Annotated in this window: 16 protein-coding genes and 1 pseudogene; 3 read left to right on the top strand and 14 right to left on the bottom strand. The window is 46.2% G+C overall.

Translation table 11 applies throughout. The annotated features are described in order from the left end of the window. Positions 1-153 precede the first annotated feature (153 nt). The 7 genes from E2R65_RS10595 to E2R65_RS10565 all read right to left on the bottom strand — a co-directional run bounded on the left by E2R65_RS10595 (position 154) and on the right by E2R65_RS10565 (position 7,349). Positions 154-549, bottom strand: coding sequence for a hypothetical protein (locus E2R65_RS10595; protein WP_158285250.1), 396 nt, complete (start codon positions 547-549; stop codon positions 154-156). Positions 550-691: 142 nt separating this feature from the next. Beyond that, complete coding sequence (locus E2R65_RS10590; protein ID WP_229704636.1) at positions 692-1,156, bottom strand: DUF305 domain-containing protein; 465 nt, start codon at positions 1,154-1,156, stop codon at positions 692-694. A gap of 35 nt (positions 1,157-1,191) precedes the next feature. Next, complete coding sequence (locus E2R65_RS10585) at positions 1,192-3,639, bottom strand: multicopper oxidase domain-containing protein (RefSeq protein ID WP_134336457.1); 2,448 nt, start codon at positions 3,637-3,639, stop codon at positions 1,192-1,194. 22 nt (positions 3,640-3,661) lie between these two features. Beyond that, positions 3,662-4,225 (bottom strand): helix-turn-helix domain-containing protein, encoded by a 564-nt coding sequence (locus E2R65_RS10580; protein WP_134336456.1) that lies wholly within the window; start codon positions 4,223-4,225, stop codon positions 3,662-3,664. 69 nt (positions 4,226-4,294) lie between these two features. Continuing rightward, positions 4,295-4,768 (bottom strand): hypothetical protein, encoded by a 474-nt coding sequence (locus tag E2R65_RS10575; RefSeq protein WP_134336455.1) that lies wholly within the window; start codon positions 4,766-4,768, stop codon positions 4,295-4,297. Between the two features lie 112 nt (positions 4,769-4,880). Beyond that, positions 4,881-5,093 carry a heavy-metal-associated domain-containing protein gene (locus E2R65_RS10570; RefSeq protein ID WP_134336454.1) on the bottom strand — a complete coding sequence of 71 codons (213 nt, stop codon included), beginning with the start codon at positions 5,091-5,093 and terminating at the stop codon, positions 4,881-4,883. A 12-nt stretch (positions 5,094-5,105) separates the two neighbouring features. Further along, positions 5,106-7,349, bottom strand: a complete 2,244-nt coding sequence (locus E2R65_RS10565) for a heavy metal translocating P-type ATPase (RefSeq protein WP_134336453.1) — start codon at positions 7,347-7,349, stop codon at positions 5,106-5,108. A gap of 171 nt (positions 7,350-7,520) precedes the next feature. On the opposite strand from E2R65_RS10565, the gene E2R65_RS10560 reads away from it, so the two are divergent. After that, positions 7,521-8,240, top strand: coding sequence for a TylF/MycF/NovP-related O-methyltransferase (locus tag E2R65_RS10560; RefSeq protein ID WP_134336452.1), 720 nt, complete (start codon positions 7,521-7,523; stop codon positions 8,238-8,240). 3 nt (positions 8,241-8,243) lie between these two features. On the opposite strand, the gene E2R65_RS10555 is transcribed toward E2R65_RS10560, so the two are convergent. The 3 genes from E2R65_RS10555 to E2R65_RS10545 all read right to left on the bottom strand — a co-directional run bounded on the left by E2R65_RS10555 (position 8,244) and on the right by E2R65_RS10545 (position 11,381). After that, positions 8,244-9,257, bottom strand: coding sequence for a hypothetical protein (locus tag E2R65_RS10555; protein ID WP_134336451.1), 1,014 nt, complete (start codon positions 9,255-9,257; stop codon positions 8,244-8,246). A gap of 355 nt (positions 9,258-9,612) precedes the next feature. Further along, positions 9,613-10,860 (bottom strand): MFS transporter, encoded by a 1,248-nt coding sequence (locus E2R65_RS10550; RefSeq protein ID WP_134336450.1) that lies wholly within the window; start codon positions 10,858-10,860, stop codon positions 9,613-9,615. Positions 10,861-10,904: 44 nt separating this feature from the next. Beyond that, on the bottom strand, positions 10,905-11,381 hold the full coding sequence (locus E2R65_RS10545; protein ID WP_117383577.1) for a rhodanese-like domain-containing protein: 477 nt from the start codon (positions 11,379-11,381) through the stop codon (positions 10,905-10,907). A 48-nt stretch (positions 11,382-11,429) separates the two neighbouring features. Here E2R65_RS10545 and E2R65_RS19825 point away from each other — a divergent pair, with 48 nt between their 5' ends. After that, positions 11,430-11,612 (top strand): hypothetical protein, encoded by a 183-nt coding sequence (locus E2R65_RS19825; protein ID WP_229704635.1) that lies wholly within the window; start codon positions 11,430-11,432, stop codon positions 11,610-11,612. A 23-nt stretch (positions 11,613-11,635) separates the two neighbouring features. Beyond that, the gene (locus E2R65_RS10540; RefSeq protein ID WP_229704634.1) at positions 11,636-12,049 is read left to right on the top strand and encodes a class I SAM-dependent methyltransferase; all 414 of its coding nucleotides are present in this window, start codon (positions 11,636-11,638) and stop codon (positions 12,047-12,049) included. Positions 12,050-12,052: 3 nt separating this feature from the next. Here the strand turns inward: E2R65_RS10540 and selD are convergent, their stop codons facing one another. The 4 genes and pseudogenes from selD to E2R65_RS10520 all read right to left on the bottom strand — a co-directional run bounded on the left by selD (position 12,053) and on the right by E2R65_RS10520 (position 16,699). Continuing rightward, positions 12,053-13,093 (bottom strand): selenide, water dikinase SelD, encoded by a 1,041-nt coding sequence (gene selD / locus E2R65_RS10535; protein WP_134336449.1) that lies wholly within the window; start codon positions 13,091-13,093, stop codon positions 12,053-12,055. Continuing rightward, positions 13,093-14,127, bottom strand: a complete 1,035-nt coding sequence (mnmH, locus tag E2R65_RS10530; RefSeq protein WP_134336448.1) for a tRNA 2-selenouridine(34) synthase MnmH — start codon at positions 14,125-14,127, stop codon at positions 13,093-13,095. Before mnmH ends, selD begins: the two co-directional genes overlap by 1 nt. A gap of 107 nt (positions 14,128-14,234) precedes the next feature. After that, positions 14,235-14,572 (bottom strand): annotated as a pseudogene (locus E2R65_RS10525) (YnfA family protein). 72 nt (positions 14,573-14,644) lie between these two features. Then, entirely contained in the window at positions 14,645-16,699 is a 2,055-nt protein-coding gene (locus E2R65_RS10520; RefSeq protein WP_134336447.1) for a heavy metal translocating P-type ATPase, read from the bottom strand. Between the last annotated feature and the right edge of the window lie 75 nt (positions 16,700-16,774).

Below are 16,774 nucleotides of genomic sequence, written 5' to 3'. Positions count from 1 at the left end.
CGCAATGCTAAACAGCATTGCCTGTCCGGTTGAACATTTCACATGGAAATGGCTAATAAGATAATGGCAAGAAATTTTTAACGATAGGAATGCTCATCGCGCTGGCGATATATGGAAATAGCAATCCAGGCCGCAGATTCGCGGCAGTTAAAATCAGATAAGAAGAGTCCTGTTGGAAATGTAAAGTGGGCGGCTTCGAAAATATGGCGGCCCGGTCGATCTGGGCCAGCTGATGACCGGCATAAATATTTCCGGCACATAAAAGAAAAGCTGACGGTCTGGAGGAATAATCGCCACGTGGATCGCGGTCAATTTGTAATCAGCAACCGGATGGTAGTTTTCTTTTACAACATAGCTGCCGTGGTGATAGCAGCAGTCACAATCGCCCTTCCGGCAATCGTCATCTTCGCCTTTTTCATCATGTTCGTGTTCCTCAGTTACAGCATGAATGGCTGCGCTTTTCAATAGGTTTGCGGAAATATAATCTGCCGTGCAATGCAACAGACACGCATAAACACCTGTTGTTAACAACAGGTAAAATGATGTCATAATTATCGCACAGTTTTTTTTCATGTAGCACTTAGCCTAAAGGCTTAAAGATAACCGATATTTATCAAATCATATCAAGCAATTGTATAAAATTAAAAAACAGCTGATCGATAAATGTTAATGATCAGCTGCTGTGTATGATTTATTGCTTTTTCATCCTGGCTAAAATCGCTTTCATCTCCGCAATCTCTTTCTCCTGGGCTGCAATGATGCCATCTGCAAGCTTGCGTACTTCAGGGTCTTTGATATGGGCATTTTTACTGGTCATGATAGCAATGGAATGGTGCGGGATCATTCCCTTCATATATTGCACGTCGCCAACTAATGTCTGTGTTCTCACACCGACAAGGGAAAGGCAGAATACAGCAATACCCACTATACCGATAATAAGGTTAAGCCTTTTGTTTTTATACATCATGCCCATTGTAGCCAGCATCAGTAAAGCCATCGCCGCCACCATCATCAGAGTCATATAAAAGCGGGTCATGCTGAGGTAAATATGATCCGCTTCATCAACATTCAGAAACATGATCCCGTACATCAGGATGAACGAAATTATCATGGTCAGTGCAAAAGTTTTATAGCTTCCATTATTCATCTTTTCCATATTTAATTAATTTTTAAATTTTATAAATCAGTTGGTTAATAGATCAATGTCAAGCCTCCGCCAAATCCATACTGGTTATCATAGTTGGCAGATAGCGCGAAGTTTCTCCCCAACACGTAAGAAGTGCCGATCTGGTACTCATCGTCGGTATTGTAAGAAACACCAAGCCGCAGCCTCGCGGTAAGAGGAATATCCTGCCTCCCTATCATAAACCTTACGCGGCCTTTGTGGCTTACACGCAAGTCGGTTTGAAAGAACAGGGGCAAAAGGTAGCGTAAACCTACTACGCCTATCTGTTCACCACCCTTGCCCGGCGGGTTGCCTTTTACATCATCGCTGAAATCGCCGCCAATATATGCTGCAAAAAACTGCCGGTGGTCCAGGTAACGCTGAAAACGGGGTTCTACCTCATAGCGGCCATCGTAACTTACCCTGTAATCTATATTACTTTCATAACGTGTATTGCTCAAAAACCAGGAGCCGGAACTACCCTGAGAATGAATTGCCGCGGAGCCCCACAAAAACCAATGGCGGTCGTCATTGATCAGCGGGTTAGACGGCTGGTATTTATCAACCTCGGGATTGCTTGGCGAATCGGCATATCGTACAACACGAGCCATACCGCCCATCATGTGGTATAGTACGTGGCAATGGAAAAACCAATCGTGCGCGGCATCGGCCTCAAACTCGATCACCTGGGTTTTCATGGGTTCTACGCTTACCGTATGTTTAAGCGGCGAAAAGTCGCCTTGACCGTTCAGCACCCTAAAGAAATGCCCATGAAGATGCATAGGGTGTTCCATCATGGTGGTATTGTGTATCACAAATCTAACGCGGTCTCCCTTTTTGATAAGTAAACGGTCAGCCTCGGAAAGTACCTGATTATTGATAGACCATACATAACGCAACATATTCCCGGTAAGGTAAAGCTGGTAAGTACGTACCGGGTGACTTTCATCGATAATGGTAGGGTTTTTGGCTTGCAGCATAGCATAAGTGAGTATTTTGCCTTCGCCGCCCATACTCAGCATCATGGACCCGCCATGTTCCATTTTAATACCACGGCCGTCATCCTTCATTCCGTTCATTCCGTTCATATCCATATCGCCCATGTCGTCCATCTTCATATCCATTTTATCCATCAGCTTAGCTTTCATGGGCGTTGTGTCTTTTTTCATTTTCATGGCCTTCATGCCGCTCATATCCATATCGCCCATCTCATCCATCTTCATGTCTTTTTTACTCACAGGTTTCATGGGCATGGTATCTTTCTTCATTTTCATGTCGCCCATTCCAATACCATCCATATTCATTTTGTCGCCTTTGTCCATGCCGAGTTTCAGTCCATCATTTTTTACCTTATCAGATGCCACTGCCCCCATTGCCATGCCGTTCATCCCCGCCATCATATTGTTCATACTGTGCATCATTTTAAAATAGGGAATTTTGGGGATATCGGGTGCGCTTGTAGTCTGCCCCGATCCAAAATAAGCCGACACCTTTCCGGAGACATCCTGCGCAGTTGCCCTGAACTCATATTTTCCGCTTTTGGGTATGGTGACCAGTACATCGTAAGTTTCGGCGATACCGATGAGCAGCTTATCAACCACAACCGGCTTTACCTCAAGTCCGTCGGCAGCTACTACCGTCATTTTGCCCCCGGCAAACTGTATCCAAAAATAAGTGGAAGATGACCCGTCGATCAGCCTTAGCCTAACCGTTTCTCCCGGAGTAAATTTGGACAGATCGGCACCTGTTGTGCCATTCACCAAAAAGCGGTCGTATTTTACATCTGAAATATCCATAGCTGGCATCCGCATCCATTCCTGTTTCAGCTTATCGCTGAAGTAGCCCGTTGATGCCGCCTCGCCATAGCTTTGTACCGAGCCCTTTTGTATGGCAAACCAGTCGGTTTGCCGTTTAAGCATCCGTAAAACCTGGCTTGGTTTTTTATCTGTCCAATCCGAGAATAGCAGCACCTGCTCCGGAAATTGGACGGCCTTTTTCTGAGGATGGATCACAATTGAGCCGTAGAGCCCCGATTGTTCTTCAAGCATGGAATGGCTGTGATACCAATACGTCCCGGTTTGTTTGAGCGGAAAAACGAAAACGTGCGAAGTATTGGGCTTAATGGGTACGGTAGTTAAATAAGGTACGCCGTCATACTGGTTCGGGATGAGAATACCGTGCCAGTGCAGTGAAGTTTCAGCACTCATCAGGTTATGCACCGTAATGTAAGCGGTATCCCCTTCGGTAAATTGAAGTTCGGGGCCGGGTATTTGTCCGTTGATGGCCATTGCGTGCGCGGGTTTGTTGGAATAGTTTACGATACTGTCTTTGATATACAGGTCGTAGGTTACCCGCTTACCAGGTGTAATGGTATGGTCATTCAGAGTAGCTGTGGAGCTTTTCATCTGCCCTTGCTGCGCCATAAGGTGCAAACTTGTTAAGATGAAAAGAACGGTAAATATGTTGTTTTTCATGGTAGTCTTTTTAAAGGGACATTTAGATTTTATCAATAGCCTTACGCTGCCGTTGTCCGGAAACCTTGAACTGGCTGGGCGTAAAACCGGTGATGCTTTTGAACTGCGCAGATAAATGAGCGCTGCTGCTGTAACCCATCTTCCAGGCGATCTCGTTCATATTGAGCTCGCCGTATTCCAGCAGCTCTTTGACCTTTTCTATCTTTTGCTGAATAATATACTTCTCAATGGTCGTATCTTCCGATTCCGAGAACATCCGGCTGAGATAAGTGTAATCCTTATGCACCCGGTCGGAAAGGTAATCTGAAAAACTGAGGTGGCTGTCCGCAAGGTCACTGTGATGTATTTTTTCAATGATCAGGTCCTTGATACGCTGTACAACGCGGTCCTTTTCATTATCGATCAGTTCAAAGCCAAGCAGCTTCAGGGAGGAAGAAATAGAACTTATCTGAACAGCATCAGGTTCGGGCTGGACAACAGCGCTACCCAGCGTTATCGAAATAATACGGAAACCTGAGTTTTCCAGTTGTTGTTTAACGACCATGATGCAGCGGTCGCAAACCATATTTTTGATATATAGTGTCATGTTTAATTCAAGCTAAAAGAAAATGAAGGCAATAGTTCTTCAGGCCGCAGAATTGCAGCAAAGCTTGAATCAGATCAGAAGGGAGCGGAATTTAATAAATAGTTGCTCTTCGGCAGCGCGCGGCGGTCCCGTTGCATTATGCCACGATACTTTGGCCTGGTAAATACGATGCACCGGTGCCAGCGCATGATAGGGTAAGGGGATTATAGCAACCTGTAAAGCGGTCAGCTGAAGTTCAGCCGATCCGGAAGTATTCTCCTTAACGACGTAATTATCATGCTGATTACAACAACTGCAGTCTTTTCCTCCTCCGCAGGTTTTTTTATGATCGTGCGCTTTTCCTTTCTCATGATTATCATCATGTCCGGCAGGGAGCATCGCTTCATGGTCGTGGCCATCTTGATCATCGTCTTTATGGGCGGCCATCGCCTGTGCGGGCTTTCCGAGCATATATTCGGCACTACAATGCACCAGGCATACGAACACACCTGTTGTTAACAACAGGTAAAACGCAGCCAAGCTAAAAGCACCAAATTTCCTCATTATTTACTACTACACAAGAATGTTACAATTGTTTAAATTTAGCTTATTTTCCTGATAATCATATAAGTCCACCGAACCTACCGGTCCGGGGGCTTATCATTGTTAGATTTACCTACATGGCCTCCGCCAGGTAGCCTTTGGCTGCCAATGCGCTGATCACCGTTTCCGGCTTCAATGCTGTTGCTGCCGTTACCGTAAGGATCTTATCGGGGTTCACAGTATCCACTTCCCACTTTTCTATACCTTCTAAATGATCGAGGACGGGGGTAACACTTGATATGCAACCACCGCATTTGATGGTGGTCTTGAATTTTAAAGTTTCCATTTGTTTATTTTATTAAAAATTAATTTTTGAATATTTAAGCCGCAGGCTATTACTGACGACAGACACAGAACTTAGCGCCATTGCCGCCCCGGCGATCATCGGGTTGAGCAGGAAGCCGTTCACGGGGTACAAAACACCCGCGGCTAACGGTATGCCGATCAGGTTATAAATAAACGCCCAGAACAGGTTTTGCCGGATTGTACGCACGGTTAGCCTGGATAACTTAAGCGCTTTGGGAATCTGCAAGAGATCAGAAGATACCAGTGTGATCCGGGCTACATCTATGGCAATGTCCGAACCATGGCCCATTGCGATAGAAAGGTTTGCCTGGGCCAGCGCCTGGCTGTCATTAATGCCATCGCCAACCATTGCCACGATCTTTCCGCGGTTTTGCAATGTCTTTACAAATTCCGCTTTATCAGCCGGCATCGCGCCCGCAATGATGTCGCTGATCCCTGCCTCTTTCCCAATCTGCTTTGCAGTAGATGCATGATCCCCGGTAAGCATATAGACGGCGATCCCAGCGGCCTTCAATTCTTTGATGGCTTTGGCGGAACTGGGTTTTACCCGGTCCTGCATGGCTACAATAGCCAGTACGGTTAAATGAGAGGCAAAATAAATCACCGTTTTCCCTGTTTGCGAAAGCGCATCGGCAGCTACCCGGAGTTCATCCGGTACAAAGGTCTTACAGGATTCAACCAATTTAAGGTTGCCGGCATAAAAAGGCTGCCCCTTAAACAATCCCTCGATACCCTGGCCGGTCAGACTGTGAAAGTAACCGGACGCTACGGCCTCTATCTTTAATTCCTTCAGATAGCTGACCACCGCCGCTGCCAGCGGATGTTCAGATTGCTGCTCCAGCCCTAATAATATCGCCCCTAAAGCTTCTTTTTCACCGGCTGCCTGCTTTGCCCAGATCAGCTCGGTGACCACGGGCTTGCCCTCCGTGATCGTTCCTGTCTTATCAAAAATGACTGCGTTAACTTTATAGCCCAGTTCAAGGGCTTCCGCGTCTTTGATCAAGATGCCGTTTTCGGCTCCTTTGCCGATACCCACCATAACAGCCGTTGGTGTAGCCAGCCCTAAAGCGCAGGGGCAAGCGATCACCAATACGGTAACCATAGCCAGGAGCCCCTGTGTCATGGCTTGCTGGCCGCCAAATAACAGCCAAGCACCCAAAGTCAGTAAGGCGATGAGCATCACCACCGGAACAAAGACTCCGGCAATCTTATCCACCATTTTTTGTACCGGGGCTTTAGAGCCCTGTGCTTCCTGCACCAGGCTGATGATCTGCCCCAACAGGGTTTCACGTCCGACCTTTTCTGCGCGGAACCGAAAACTGCCTTTTTGATTGATCGTGCCCGCAAAAACGCGGTCGCTGGTCTTTTTTTCCACCGCAACGGCTTCGCCGCTGATCATGCTCTCATCAACATAAGAGCTACCCTGCTCCACGATACCGTCCACCGGAATCTTTTCGCCCGGACGGACCAGCAGCAGGTCGCCAATATCTACATCTTCTACAGGCGTAATTTTTTCACCTTCCGGCGTAATCAGCAATACGGTCTTTGGCTGTAGTCCGATCAGCTTTTTGATTGCGGAAGAAGTATTGGATTTCGCACGCTCTTCCAATAGTTTCCCCAGCATAATAAACACGATGACGACCGAAGCTGCCTCATAATAAATATGGGGATGCAGGCCCCTGCGGTGCCAGAACTCCGGGTAGACCGTATTGAAAACGCTGAATAGAAAAGCAATCCCGGTACTCATGGCTACCAGCGTATCCATATTCGCCCGCCTGTGTTTTGCCTGCTTCCACGCGCCGGTAAAAAAGTTTTTGCCGGCGATAACCAGGACAGGGGCAGCTAATACCAGCATGATATAATTAGCGTAGGGGATGTTCATAAAAAACATGCCGATTGCGACAACAGGCAGGGTCAGCATACCGGCCCAGATGATATTTCTTTTCAGTTCGCGGTAATGATCCCGCTGTGCCTGATCCTGCTTTTCTTTTCCGTTTACCGTATCGATGATGAGGTCATAACCGACCGATTGTACAGATCGTTGCAAGCCTACGGGCTGAACGATAGCCGGATCATAGGCGACCTTAACTGTTTGTGTTGCAAAGTTCACCTCTGCTTTTTCGACGCCTTTTTGTACGCCGATCATCGACTCTACGCTGGAGGCGCAACCGGCGCAGGTCATACCGGTTACGGGGAAAGTCTGTGTGATAATAGGTTCTGCTGCCATCTGTTTCATTTACATACAAATTTACTCTTGCGCGGGACCATAGCCTTTACAGGATTCTGCTAAAGGTTTACAGAATACCGTGTTATTTTTTCTGATGGATTTTAAAACTATTTTCCTATCATTGAATATTAGTTGATAGTATGAACTAATGTCTAAACACACGATTTCAACCTTTACGTCATGGACAATTATTTCCTTGTTAAAAAACCTTACGCCGTAAATGAGAAAAAACGCTCCGCGTTAATTGAGTTTGTTAATAAAGGACTGCGGTTCATGCAAACGGGCTACCAGGTAAAGCAGCTCGATACCAATATAGATATGAATACGCCCGAGCAGCGGATCAACTATTACCACTTGCTGGATTCGGTCATTTTTAACGGGGTTCCCGGTGACGTGGTAGAATTAGGGTGTTTCACCGGACAATGTGCGCTCATTTTTCAAAAGGTGATCGAGTTGAATGCCTCTGATAAGCAATTGCACCTTTACGATAGCTTTTTCGCCTCCTTCAAGGTCAAAGGAAGTGTTGAAGAAGAACTAAAGGCCAATTTTAACAAGGCGAAGCTAAAACAGCCGATTGTGCATAAGGGGGATTTTAAAACAACCCTGCCGCATGAATTGCCCGCTGAAATAGCGTTTGTGCACATCGACTGCGGTTTCGGCGGTGATAAAATCGAGCACAAGGCTGTGATGCTGCATTGTTTTGAAAGCATCTATCCCCGTATGCCGAAAAATTCGGTTTGTATCATGATGGATTATTTTGATGCTTCCACCGGAGTTGAAGGCCTCGATATTAACCCCGGTGTCAAAATGGCGTATGATGAATTTTTTGCGGATAAACCGGAAAAGATTGTTTGTCTCTGGGGTAACCAATATAACCATGCTTATTTTCGCAAGGTTTAGTTTTTACATTTTTCGGAACCTGATCTGGTTCTTCTGTTCCCATACGAAAAGATTGCCGGTCGCGCTTAACTGCACCGCTTTCACATAGCCGCCGGTTCCGACCATCCTTGGTGTTTTTTGAGGGAAAGCGATCACATTCAGCGTATCACCTGTTTGATAAGTAATCAGTGGATTTTGTCCGTTGCCGGCAATACTACAGGTCCTTCCCCTGGCCAGATAGGTTTCCGGCTCGCCGGGAGTTGCATAATAAATATTGCCTTTCCGTTGCCATACTGTCTGTACCGCGCTGGCCGGACTGATCCGCAGTCCTCCGCCATCCATCGGGCAGCCGTTCAGTTTCCAGGTATCCATGCCCATCTTTTCCGCTACCCCGAAGGTTCGCCCCATGTCGGACGAACGGCTTACATACAGGTCGCGCGAACCGTTCAGCCAGTTGCGGAACATGATAGCAACCGAAGAACCCTGCACTGCTATGCTGGGTTTACAGCACTCACAAACGTGCTGGTCGGGTGATTGGTAGGCCATAGTATTTTTAAACCATTTGGTATTACTGCCTGATAAGGATGAAAAATAGATCTGGTTATGATTGCCGGTGCGGATGTCCAGCCATGCCGCATAAAAATGATCCTGATCGTCAGCGGCAATACTCATTAATCCCTCGGGAGCTGACCCACGCTGATCATTGAGGATGCCCATGCTCTTCCAAATACCGGTAGCATGAGCAAGGCGATACCAGTGGATATTGCCGGATTTATCCATAGCGGTGATCACAGAAAAGTTTTTTGAACTTGCCAGTTGTGGGCCCCTGGCCATACCTAAGTGCATTTCGGGTAATTTGGCAACGAGTGCCGGGTTGCTGAACGATACGCCATGATCTGTTGAGGCAACACAAAATATCTGATCGGCAGATCCGAATATTACCCTAATTATCCCTTTGGTATCTATACTTACTTGTGGTTGCTCTCCCTTACCGATCAAATTCCGGTCGTCTGACAGTGAACTTAACGTTAGTAACATTGTAAGTGATAGTACAAAAAAACCTATTCTTCTCATTTTACTAATATATAAATTTTGGAAAGTTACTATATCAGACCTTAACGATGTAAATCAAGGTTAAGTGCCGGGGACAGAAATGTTTCCGTGTTTTTAACACTAAAGAATAACGATAATGCTTAAAAAAGAACATACAGAAGGAACGCCTGCAAGGTTGCAGGTTTTGTTAGCTCAGGAATTAGAGGCGAATGCGTTTTGCAAGCTTGTCTAAATCCTATAAGCAAGGTTATTGATTGGATAGGTTCAGCTAAACGGGATGATACCCGGAAAGTGAGACCCGATAAAGTGATGATCATGTTACTTAATAAACAGTAAACGCTTAAGACTTAATTTTAGTTTGCTTTTTCATTAAGAATAGCGCTATTCCTAAAAGCAGCATAGAGATAAGCCCGCCGTATAAAAAATCTTTACCGGCATAACGGCTGCCCAAAAATCCGGCTATCGGATAAGCGATGGCCCACCATAAATGAGAAAAAGCAAAATGCGAACCATAAACTTTGCCCTGTTCGTTTTCGGCAATGTTTTCACCGATCAACGTTTCCGAAGGCATTTCCGCCAGGCTTTGCCCTAAACCCGCAAAAAGCCACAATATCAACATCACGGGATATGCTACGAAATTCGTAATGGAAATAGTGACCGACAATACCAAAGCACCGGCTATCAGAGATAAACGCCGGGACTTCGTTTTATCCAGGCTACCTGCGACAAATGCCGCGATACTGGCACCGATACCAAATGCAGCCATCACCCAGCCATACTGCTTGTCGCCTAAATGCAAGCCACTTTTAATGTGACCGACGGAATTAACCAATATCTGCGCACCCGCAATCGCCGAGACAAATTCAATGAAAAGCGCAAACCGGATCAGCGGATTTTTAAATAGTAGTTTAATGCCTTTGACCGCGTCATGCCAGGCAGTAAAAGCCTTTTCATTTTTCTTTACAGCATGTTGCAATTGAGTAGCAGGAAGCAGCAATATCAAAACAGCGGCCAGCACGAAGGAGGCCGCATCGATAAAAAAGATCTGCCTTGCGCCGAACCACACAGCCAGTATCCCGGCTAAACCCGGCCCTAAGACACCTAATATTTGAAAAGTTGCCGTAGACAAGCCTACCGCCTGCCGGTAGTGCGCATGGTCTACCACCTGTGGTATTACAGCGCGGTAAGTGGGCGTAAAAAAGGCATTAAATATATTGAGCAAAAAGACAAGCGCATAGATCTGCCATTCCTGGGTAACAAAAGGTAAACAGGCGACAATCGCCATTCGGACAAAATGGGTAGTATATAAAATGGTTTTACGGCTCACACGATCAGCCAGCACACCGGCAAAAGGAGAAAAGAGAATGAATGCGGTAACCCGAAGGGTCAAAGCCGTTGCTAAAATAATGGCCGAACGCTCCCGGCCAAACTGGTAGGATAACAAGGCCAGGCCAACCCAGGTAAAAGCGTCCCCCAGCAAGCTGATAGCTTCCGCGAAATATAATAAAGAGAAAAGACGGTTCTTTAAGACCTGAAAGGAATCTTTTAATGCGTTGAAGAATGATACTGACGCTGCCTTTTTATTCATTATTCTAATAAGATATGCATCTGATCAGCCTAAGTAAATTCCGATCAGCTTCCTGCCAATGGGTAACCTTTAGCAACCCAATTGGTTTGCAGGTTGACAGGCAGGTTTAATAATTCAACATGTGTAAACCCCATTTTTTTCATTTCCAGGAAAGCGGGCCTGATGTTCGGACATTTGCTAAACGGGCAGCAACCGCAATAAACCACGATGACCGTGTTTTTAGGCAGCGCGGCAACGGTCTTTCTAAGCAACTTCATATTTTCATCTTTGCTAACCGCGCCGATGTGTTTGGCTCCTTTGATATCTTCGACCGCGCCGATATTTAATATCATTGGCCATTTAGCCGGGGGCTCCTTTAAGTTAGCGGCTAAAACGGCAGGCGCTATTAACTCACTGTCCTTCCAGGGATAATTATTCAGGATAGACGGCACTGCTACCGGGGATGTTTGCGCTGTAGTTTCGGAAGGCCATAACCCGGCAATGAGCAGGCTGCAAATTGTAATCAGTATTTTATTTTTCATTTGATGATAATAATATAGACCTTTAAACTGTAAATATGTGGTTAATCCATGAAAGATAGTCAAAAAGCGCACTGGGATGATGTTTATACCAACAAAACTCCCGATCAGGTTAGCTGGACGCAAGCTGTCCCGCGAACATCCCTGGATTTTATTCACGGGTTTCAGTTATCTAAAAACGCCAGTATCATTGACATTGGTGGTGGGGACAGTAACCTGGTGGATTTCTTTTAAAGGAGGGCTTTGTTAATATCACCGTGCTGGACATATCCGCCGCCGCCATACAAAAAGCCCAAGCCAGGTTAGGTGCTAAAAGCGAACTGGTTAAATGGGTGGTATCTGACATTACCGAATTTAAAACGAATGATCATTTTGACTTATGGCATAATCGGGCGACTTTTCATTTCCTGACCAGTAAAAGCCAGATCGCAGCTTACCTGCAAATCGCGGGCAGGGCGATCAATAATTATATGGTGGTTGGCACCTTTTCTGAAAACGGCCCGGATAAATGCAGTGGCCTGCCGATCAAACAATATACGGAAGTCCAATTGCAAAGCCAGTTAAAAAAAGATTTTGAAAAGATCCGGTGTATCAGTGAAGACCATATCACCCCCTTTCAAACCAGGCAAAACTTCCTGTTCTGCAGTTTTAAAAAGCAAGGTATCAATTAAACATCAAATCACCGTTATCAGCGCATCGTTGTCCGGCACCTTTAGCCAGCCGATAGGTGCTAAACTGTGTCCAAGGCTTTGTAATTTTGCTTCAAAAGCCGCCGCCCCTTCTTCGGCAACGGCTACCAGCAGGCCGCCACTTGTTTGCGGGTCGGCCAGTATATATTGCTGTTCTGCGGTCAGCGGCCCTATCTTACGCCCATAACTGCTCCAATTACGGCCGGTACCACCTGGAAAGCATTTTTGTTCGAGGTAACCTGCTAAAGAAGGGATCACCGGCACTTTATTAAATTCGATCACTGCCGACAAGCCGCTGCCTTCACACATTTCAGAAAGGTGCCCCAGCAAACCAAAACCGGTTACATCCGTCATGGCCTTTACATCATCCATCTTCCCGAATACTTCGCCCAGCTTGTTTAATGTGGTCATACTCTTTAGTGCAATAGCTGCATCTTCCGGTAATAATACGCCTCTTTTTTGAGCCGTTGACAAAATACCAACCCCTAAAGCTTTGGTAAGATATAATTTACAACCGGGGGTTGCCGTGGAGTTTTGTTTCAATTGCGGAATATTAACTACACCGTTTACTGACAAGCCGAATACCGGCTCAGGGCAATCAATGCTATGGCCACCTGCTAAGGTAATACCGGCTTCGGCGCAGACGGCCCGGGAACCTTCTAAAACTTTTTGAGCTACTTCAGGTGGAAGTTTATCAATCGGCCATCCTAAAATAGCAATCGCTAAAACCGGTTTACCGCCCATCGCATAAACGTCGCTGATGGCATTAGCAGAAGCGATACGCCCGAAATCGTACGCATCATCAACAATCGGCATAAAAAAGTCGGTAGTAGAGATCAAAGCGGTGCCGTTCCCAAGGTCTAACACTGCAGCATCGTCCCTTTTATCATTGCCAACCAGCAAATTTGGATCGGCAACGGAGGCGATATTACTATGCAGTATTTTATCTAAAATGGCAGGGCTGATCTTACAGCCACAACCCGCGCCGTGGGAATATTGAGTAAGTTTTATTGATGTCGTATCCATTATTTAGCTGGCGCGTTGATTGTGAAATTTAATACATTATTAGTCTGTGTGGCTATATCTGTATCATCAAGCTCAAGTGACGATACTTTGGAAATATCCCTTTTGCTCAAACCGGTTCGGTAGGTTTTATCATAATAGACCAACACGATTTTTACGAAATCTTTTATACGCCCCTCCATGATGGCCTCTATAGCGTATTTGGTTTGCTCCGGGCCAAGCCGTTTTCGGATACGTTCCGTGGATTCCATCAGAAAATCCTTATCTAAAGACCCGTATTCAGCAGCCAGGGAATTAACACGTCGCTGTACATCCACTTTAATATCAATTATCGCTGCATCCCGCATCTGATGCCAGAACGGGTTGGGTATAGACCGTTTACCAATAGTAAGGCTTTCATCTTCCACCCATACCTTTTCCTTTTTATCAATGTCTTTTAATTTCCCGGCCAGGTTGTTTTCAAACTGCTCCTGAGTAGGCTGTATCAGCTTATTCATACTGCCATAAGATGAACCCTGGTGTTGTGCAAGGTCTTCCAGGTCAATTACCTGCTCCCCTGTAACGCTAAGTTGTTGCAATAATTTTGTTTTACCTGATCCGGTCATGCCTCCAAGTATCTGAATCTTGTAGGGCTGTTCAAATTGCTGATGCACCCAGCCCCTATATTTTTTGTAGCCACCCTGTATCAAAAATACTTCAAAGCCGTACAAATCGAGTGCCCATGCCATAGCCCCGCTGCGCATACCACCACGCCAGCAGTGAACACCTATTCTTTTGTCAGGTGCAATAATCAAAGCTTCCTTAATAAAGGAAGACCATTTAGAACCGGTTAAGTCAAAGCCCAACAGTATTGCTTCTTCACGGCCGACCTGCTTGTAAGTCGTGCCTACCCTGACCCGTTCTTCATTACTGAACAACGGCACGTTGAATGCGCCCGGCACATGGCCCTGTTCATACTCTGCCGGTGTACGAACATCGATCAAAGGAACGATGTCATGGAGATGCAGGAAATCATTGATTAAAATCGGCTTGGTCATTTAGGCAAAGATACATTACAAATCAAATAACGTTAAAACAGGACGGAGCTTAAAAAAGCATCCTGGCATTTCATATAATAGATATAGCCAAGTGCGTTACGTTCTAATTAAACTATGGGCTGACGCGGCATATAAATGATTATACATGCGCCGATCAGTGCGATGCCCGCGCCGATCATATCCCAGCGATCAGGTTTAAACCCATCCACTTTCCAGGCCCACAGGAGTGCAAGTACGATAAATACCCCGCCATATGTTGCATAAACACGGCCAAAATTGGCTGTTTGCCAGGTAGCGACAATGCCTACAAGGCTAAAATCACAGCACCTGCCAGGCCGTACCAATAGGGTTTGTCTTCCTTAAGCCATTGCCAGATAAGGTAACCGCCGCCGATCTCGAATATGCCGGCCAAAATAAATAGCAGTAAAGATTTAATGACGTTCATGGTAATTGCGATAAAAACCAAATATACTTATTCCTGCTATCCTATTAAATTCAGATGTGATATGCCTGCGGATCATTTACGACCATTTTGATAAACCAGTAAGCGGAGGCCATTGAAAACCACCAACAACGTAGAGCCCTCGTGGCCTATTACCGCCGGGCCGATACCGGTTATGCCTAAAATAGTTACCGGTATTAATATAGCAACCATCCCCAGGCTTACAACCAGGTTTTGCTTGATGATCCTGCGGGATTGACGGCTTAAACCGATAGCAAACGGCAGGTTATCTAACCGGTCAGCCATTAACGCGATGTCAGCGGTTTCTAAAGCCACATCTGAACCTGCCGCACCCATAGCGATACCGACCGTGCTTTTAGCCATGGCGGGTGCGTCATTTACACCGTCACCGATCATAGCTACTTTTTTCTCCTTTTTGATCAGGTCCTGAATGGCCTTTACCTTTTGTTCCGGGAGTAAACCACCCATCGCATCGGTAATACCGACCTGTTTGGCAACGGCTTCGGCTACCTGCTGGTTGTCGCCCGTCAGCATGATCATGCGCTTTATGCCCAGATCTTTTAATTCCTTTAACGTCTTTTTAGCCTCCTTGCGGGGAACATCCATCAAGGCGATCAAACCGATGATTTCGCCTTCCTGTTCCACCAACATCGTTGTGTTGCCTTCCTTTTCCAGTTTTTCTACTTGTGTATGCACTTCATCAGCCAATTTTTTGAACAGGCTGCGGTTGCCGATAATAATCTTTTTGGTGCCTACTGTGGCTTTCACACCATGGCCGGTAACGGCCTGCAGGTTCTTGGCCGATGGAATATCCTTTTGCTTTAATCTTTCCAGGCCTCCTTTAACAATGGCTGCCGCTAAGGGGTGGTCACTTAATTTCTCAACGGCAATGGCGATTTCTAACACCTCATCTTCCGATAATTTAGCTAATGCCACTACACCTGTTAACTGGGGCTTGCCTTCTGTAAGTGTTCCGGTTTTATCGAACGCGATGGCAGTAATGCCACCCAGTTCTTCCAACGGACCGCCACCTTTGATTAAAACGCCGCTTCTTGCGGCCCTGGCAATCGCGCTTAAAACAGCACTCGGGGTGGATATGGCCAATGCACAAGGACTTGCAGCGACCAGAACCGCCATAGCCCGGTAGAAACTTTTGCTGAAAGGTTCATCAATAACCAGGAATGCAAGTAGTAACAGCCCAACCAATGCCAACACCGCAGGTACATAATACTTCTGCAGCTTATCGGTAAATAATTGTGTAGGTGACTTCTGCGCTTCTGTGTCATTGACCAGCTTAACAAGTCGCGATAAAGTAGAATCAGCTGCCAGCTTGGTTACTTTTATCTCCAGTACCTGGCTGCCGTTGATCGTTCCGGCAAAGACTTTGTTCTCGGCTTTCAGCGCTTTATCATCATGATCCTTATCCGGGTCAACTACCGGGGATTTATCCACCGGCACACTTTCACCGGTGATCGGTGCCTGGTTCACACTGCTTTCACCTTTGATGACCGCGCCGTCAGCAGAAATTTTGCTGTTTGGCTTAACGATGATGATATCGCCCAGCACCAGTTCTTCAATAGGTACCTCTGTTTCTTTGCCATCCCGGCGTACGATAGCTGTTTTGGGAGCCAGGTCGGCGAGCGCTGCTATGGACTTGGTCGCTTTACCCATCGCATAATGTTCGAGGGAGTGCCCGAAGCTGAACAGGAATAAAAGCAGCGCGCCCTCTGCCCACTGGCCCAGACAGGCCGCGCCGACAGCCGCGACCAGCATTAAAAAGTCAATCTCGAATTTGCCCGTGCTGATAGCCTCGTAAGCTTCTTTCGTCGTGTAAAATCCACCAAAGAAATAGCCAATACCATAAAGTATGGTACTGGTAATAGGGGGAACGGTGTGCACAAAAGACAATCCAAAACCCAGGGCAAGAAATAACCCGGACAACGCGGCAAAGATCAGTTCGGTGTTTTTGCCGAACATGCCCCCGTGGTCATGGTCGTGGCCCGCCGCATTTTCATCGTGCTGATGTGCCTTTTCCTCTTTTTCTTTACTCGTAGAGGTATCAACCCGGGGTTGTCCTTTTGTATTCTTTTTCGGTGCTTCTTTTTTCATTATATGATGGGATAGTGGGATGTATATTTTCAAACAAATTTAAGCCGGTTAGGGCTGCAACTGTATTGCAATCTT

The organism is Mucilaginibacter phyllosphaerae (assembly GCF_004378255.1).
Lineage (GTDB): Bacteria > Bacteroidota > Bacteroidia > Sphingobacteriales > Sphingobacteriaceae > Mucilaginibacter > Mucilaginibacter phyllosphaerae.
The sequence above is the reverse complement of the archived record's forward strand: the minus strand, read 5'-3'. Positions and strand labels throughout refer to the sequence as shown.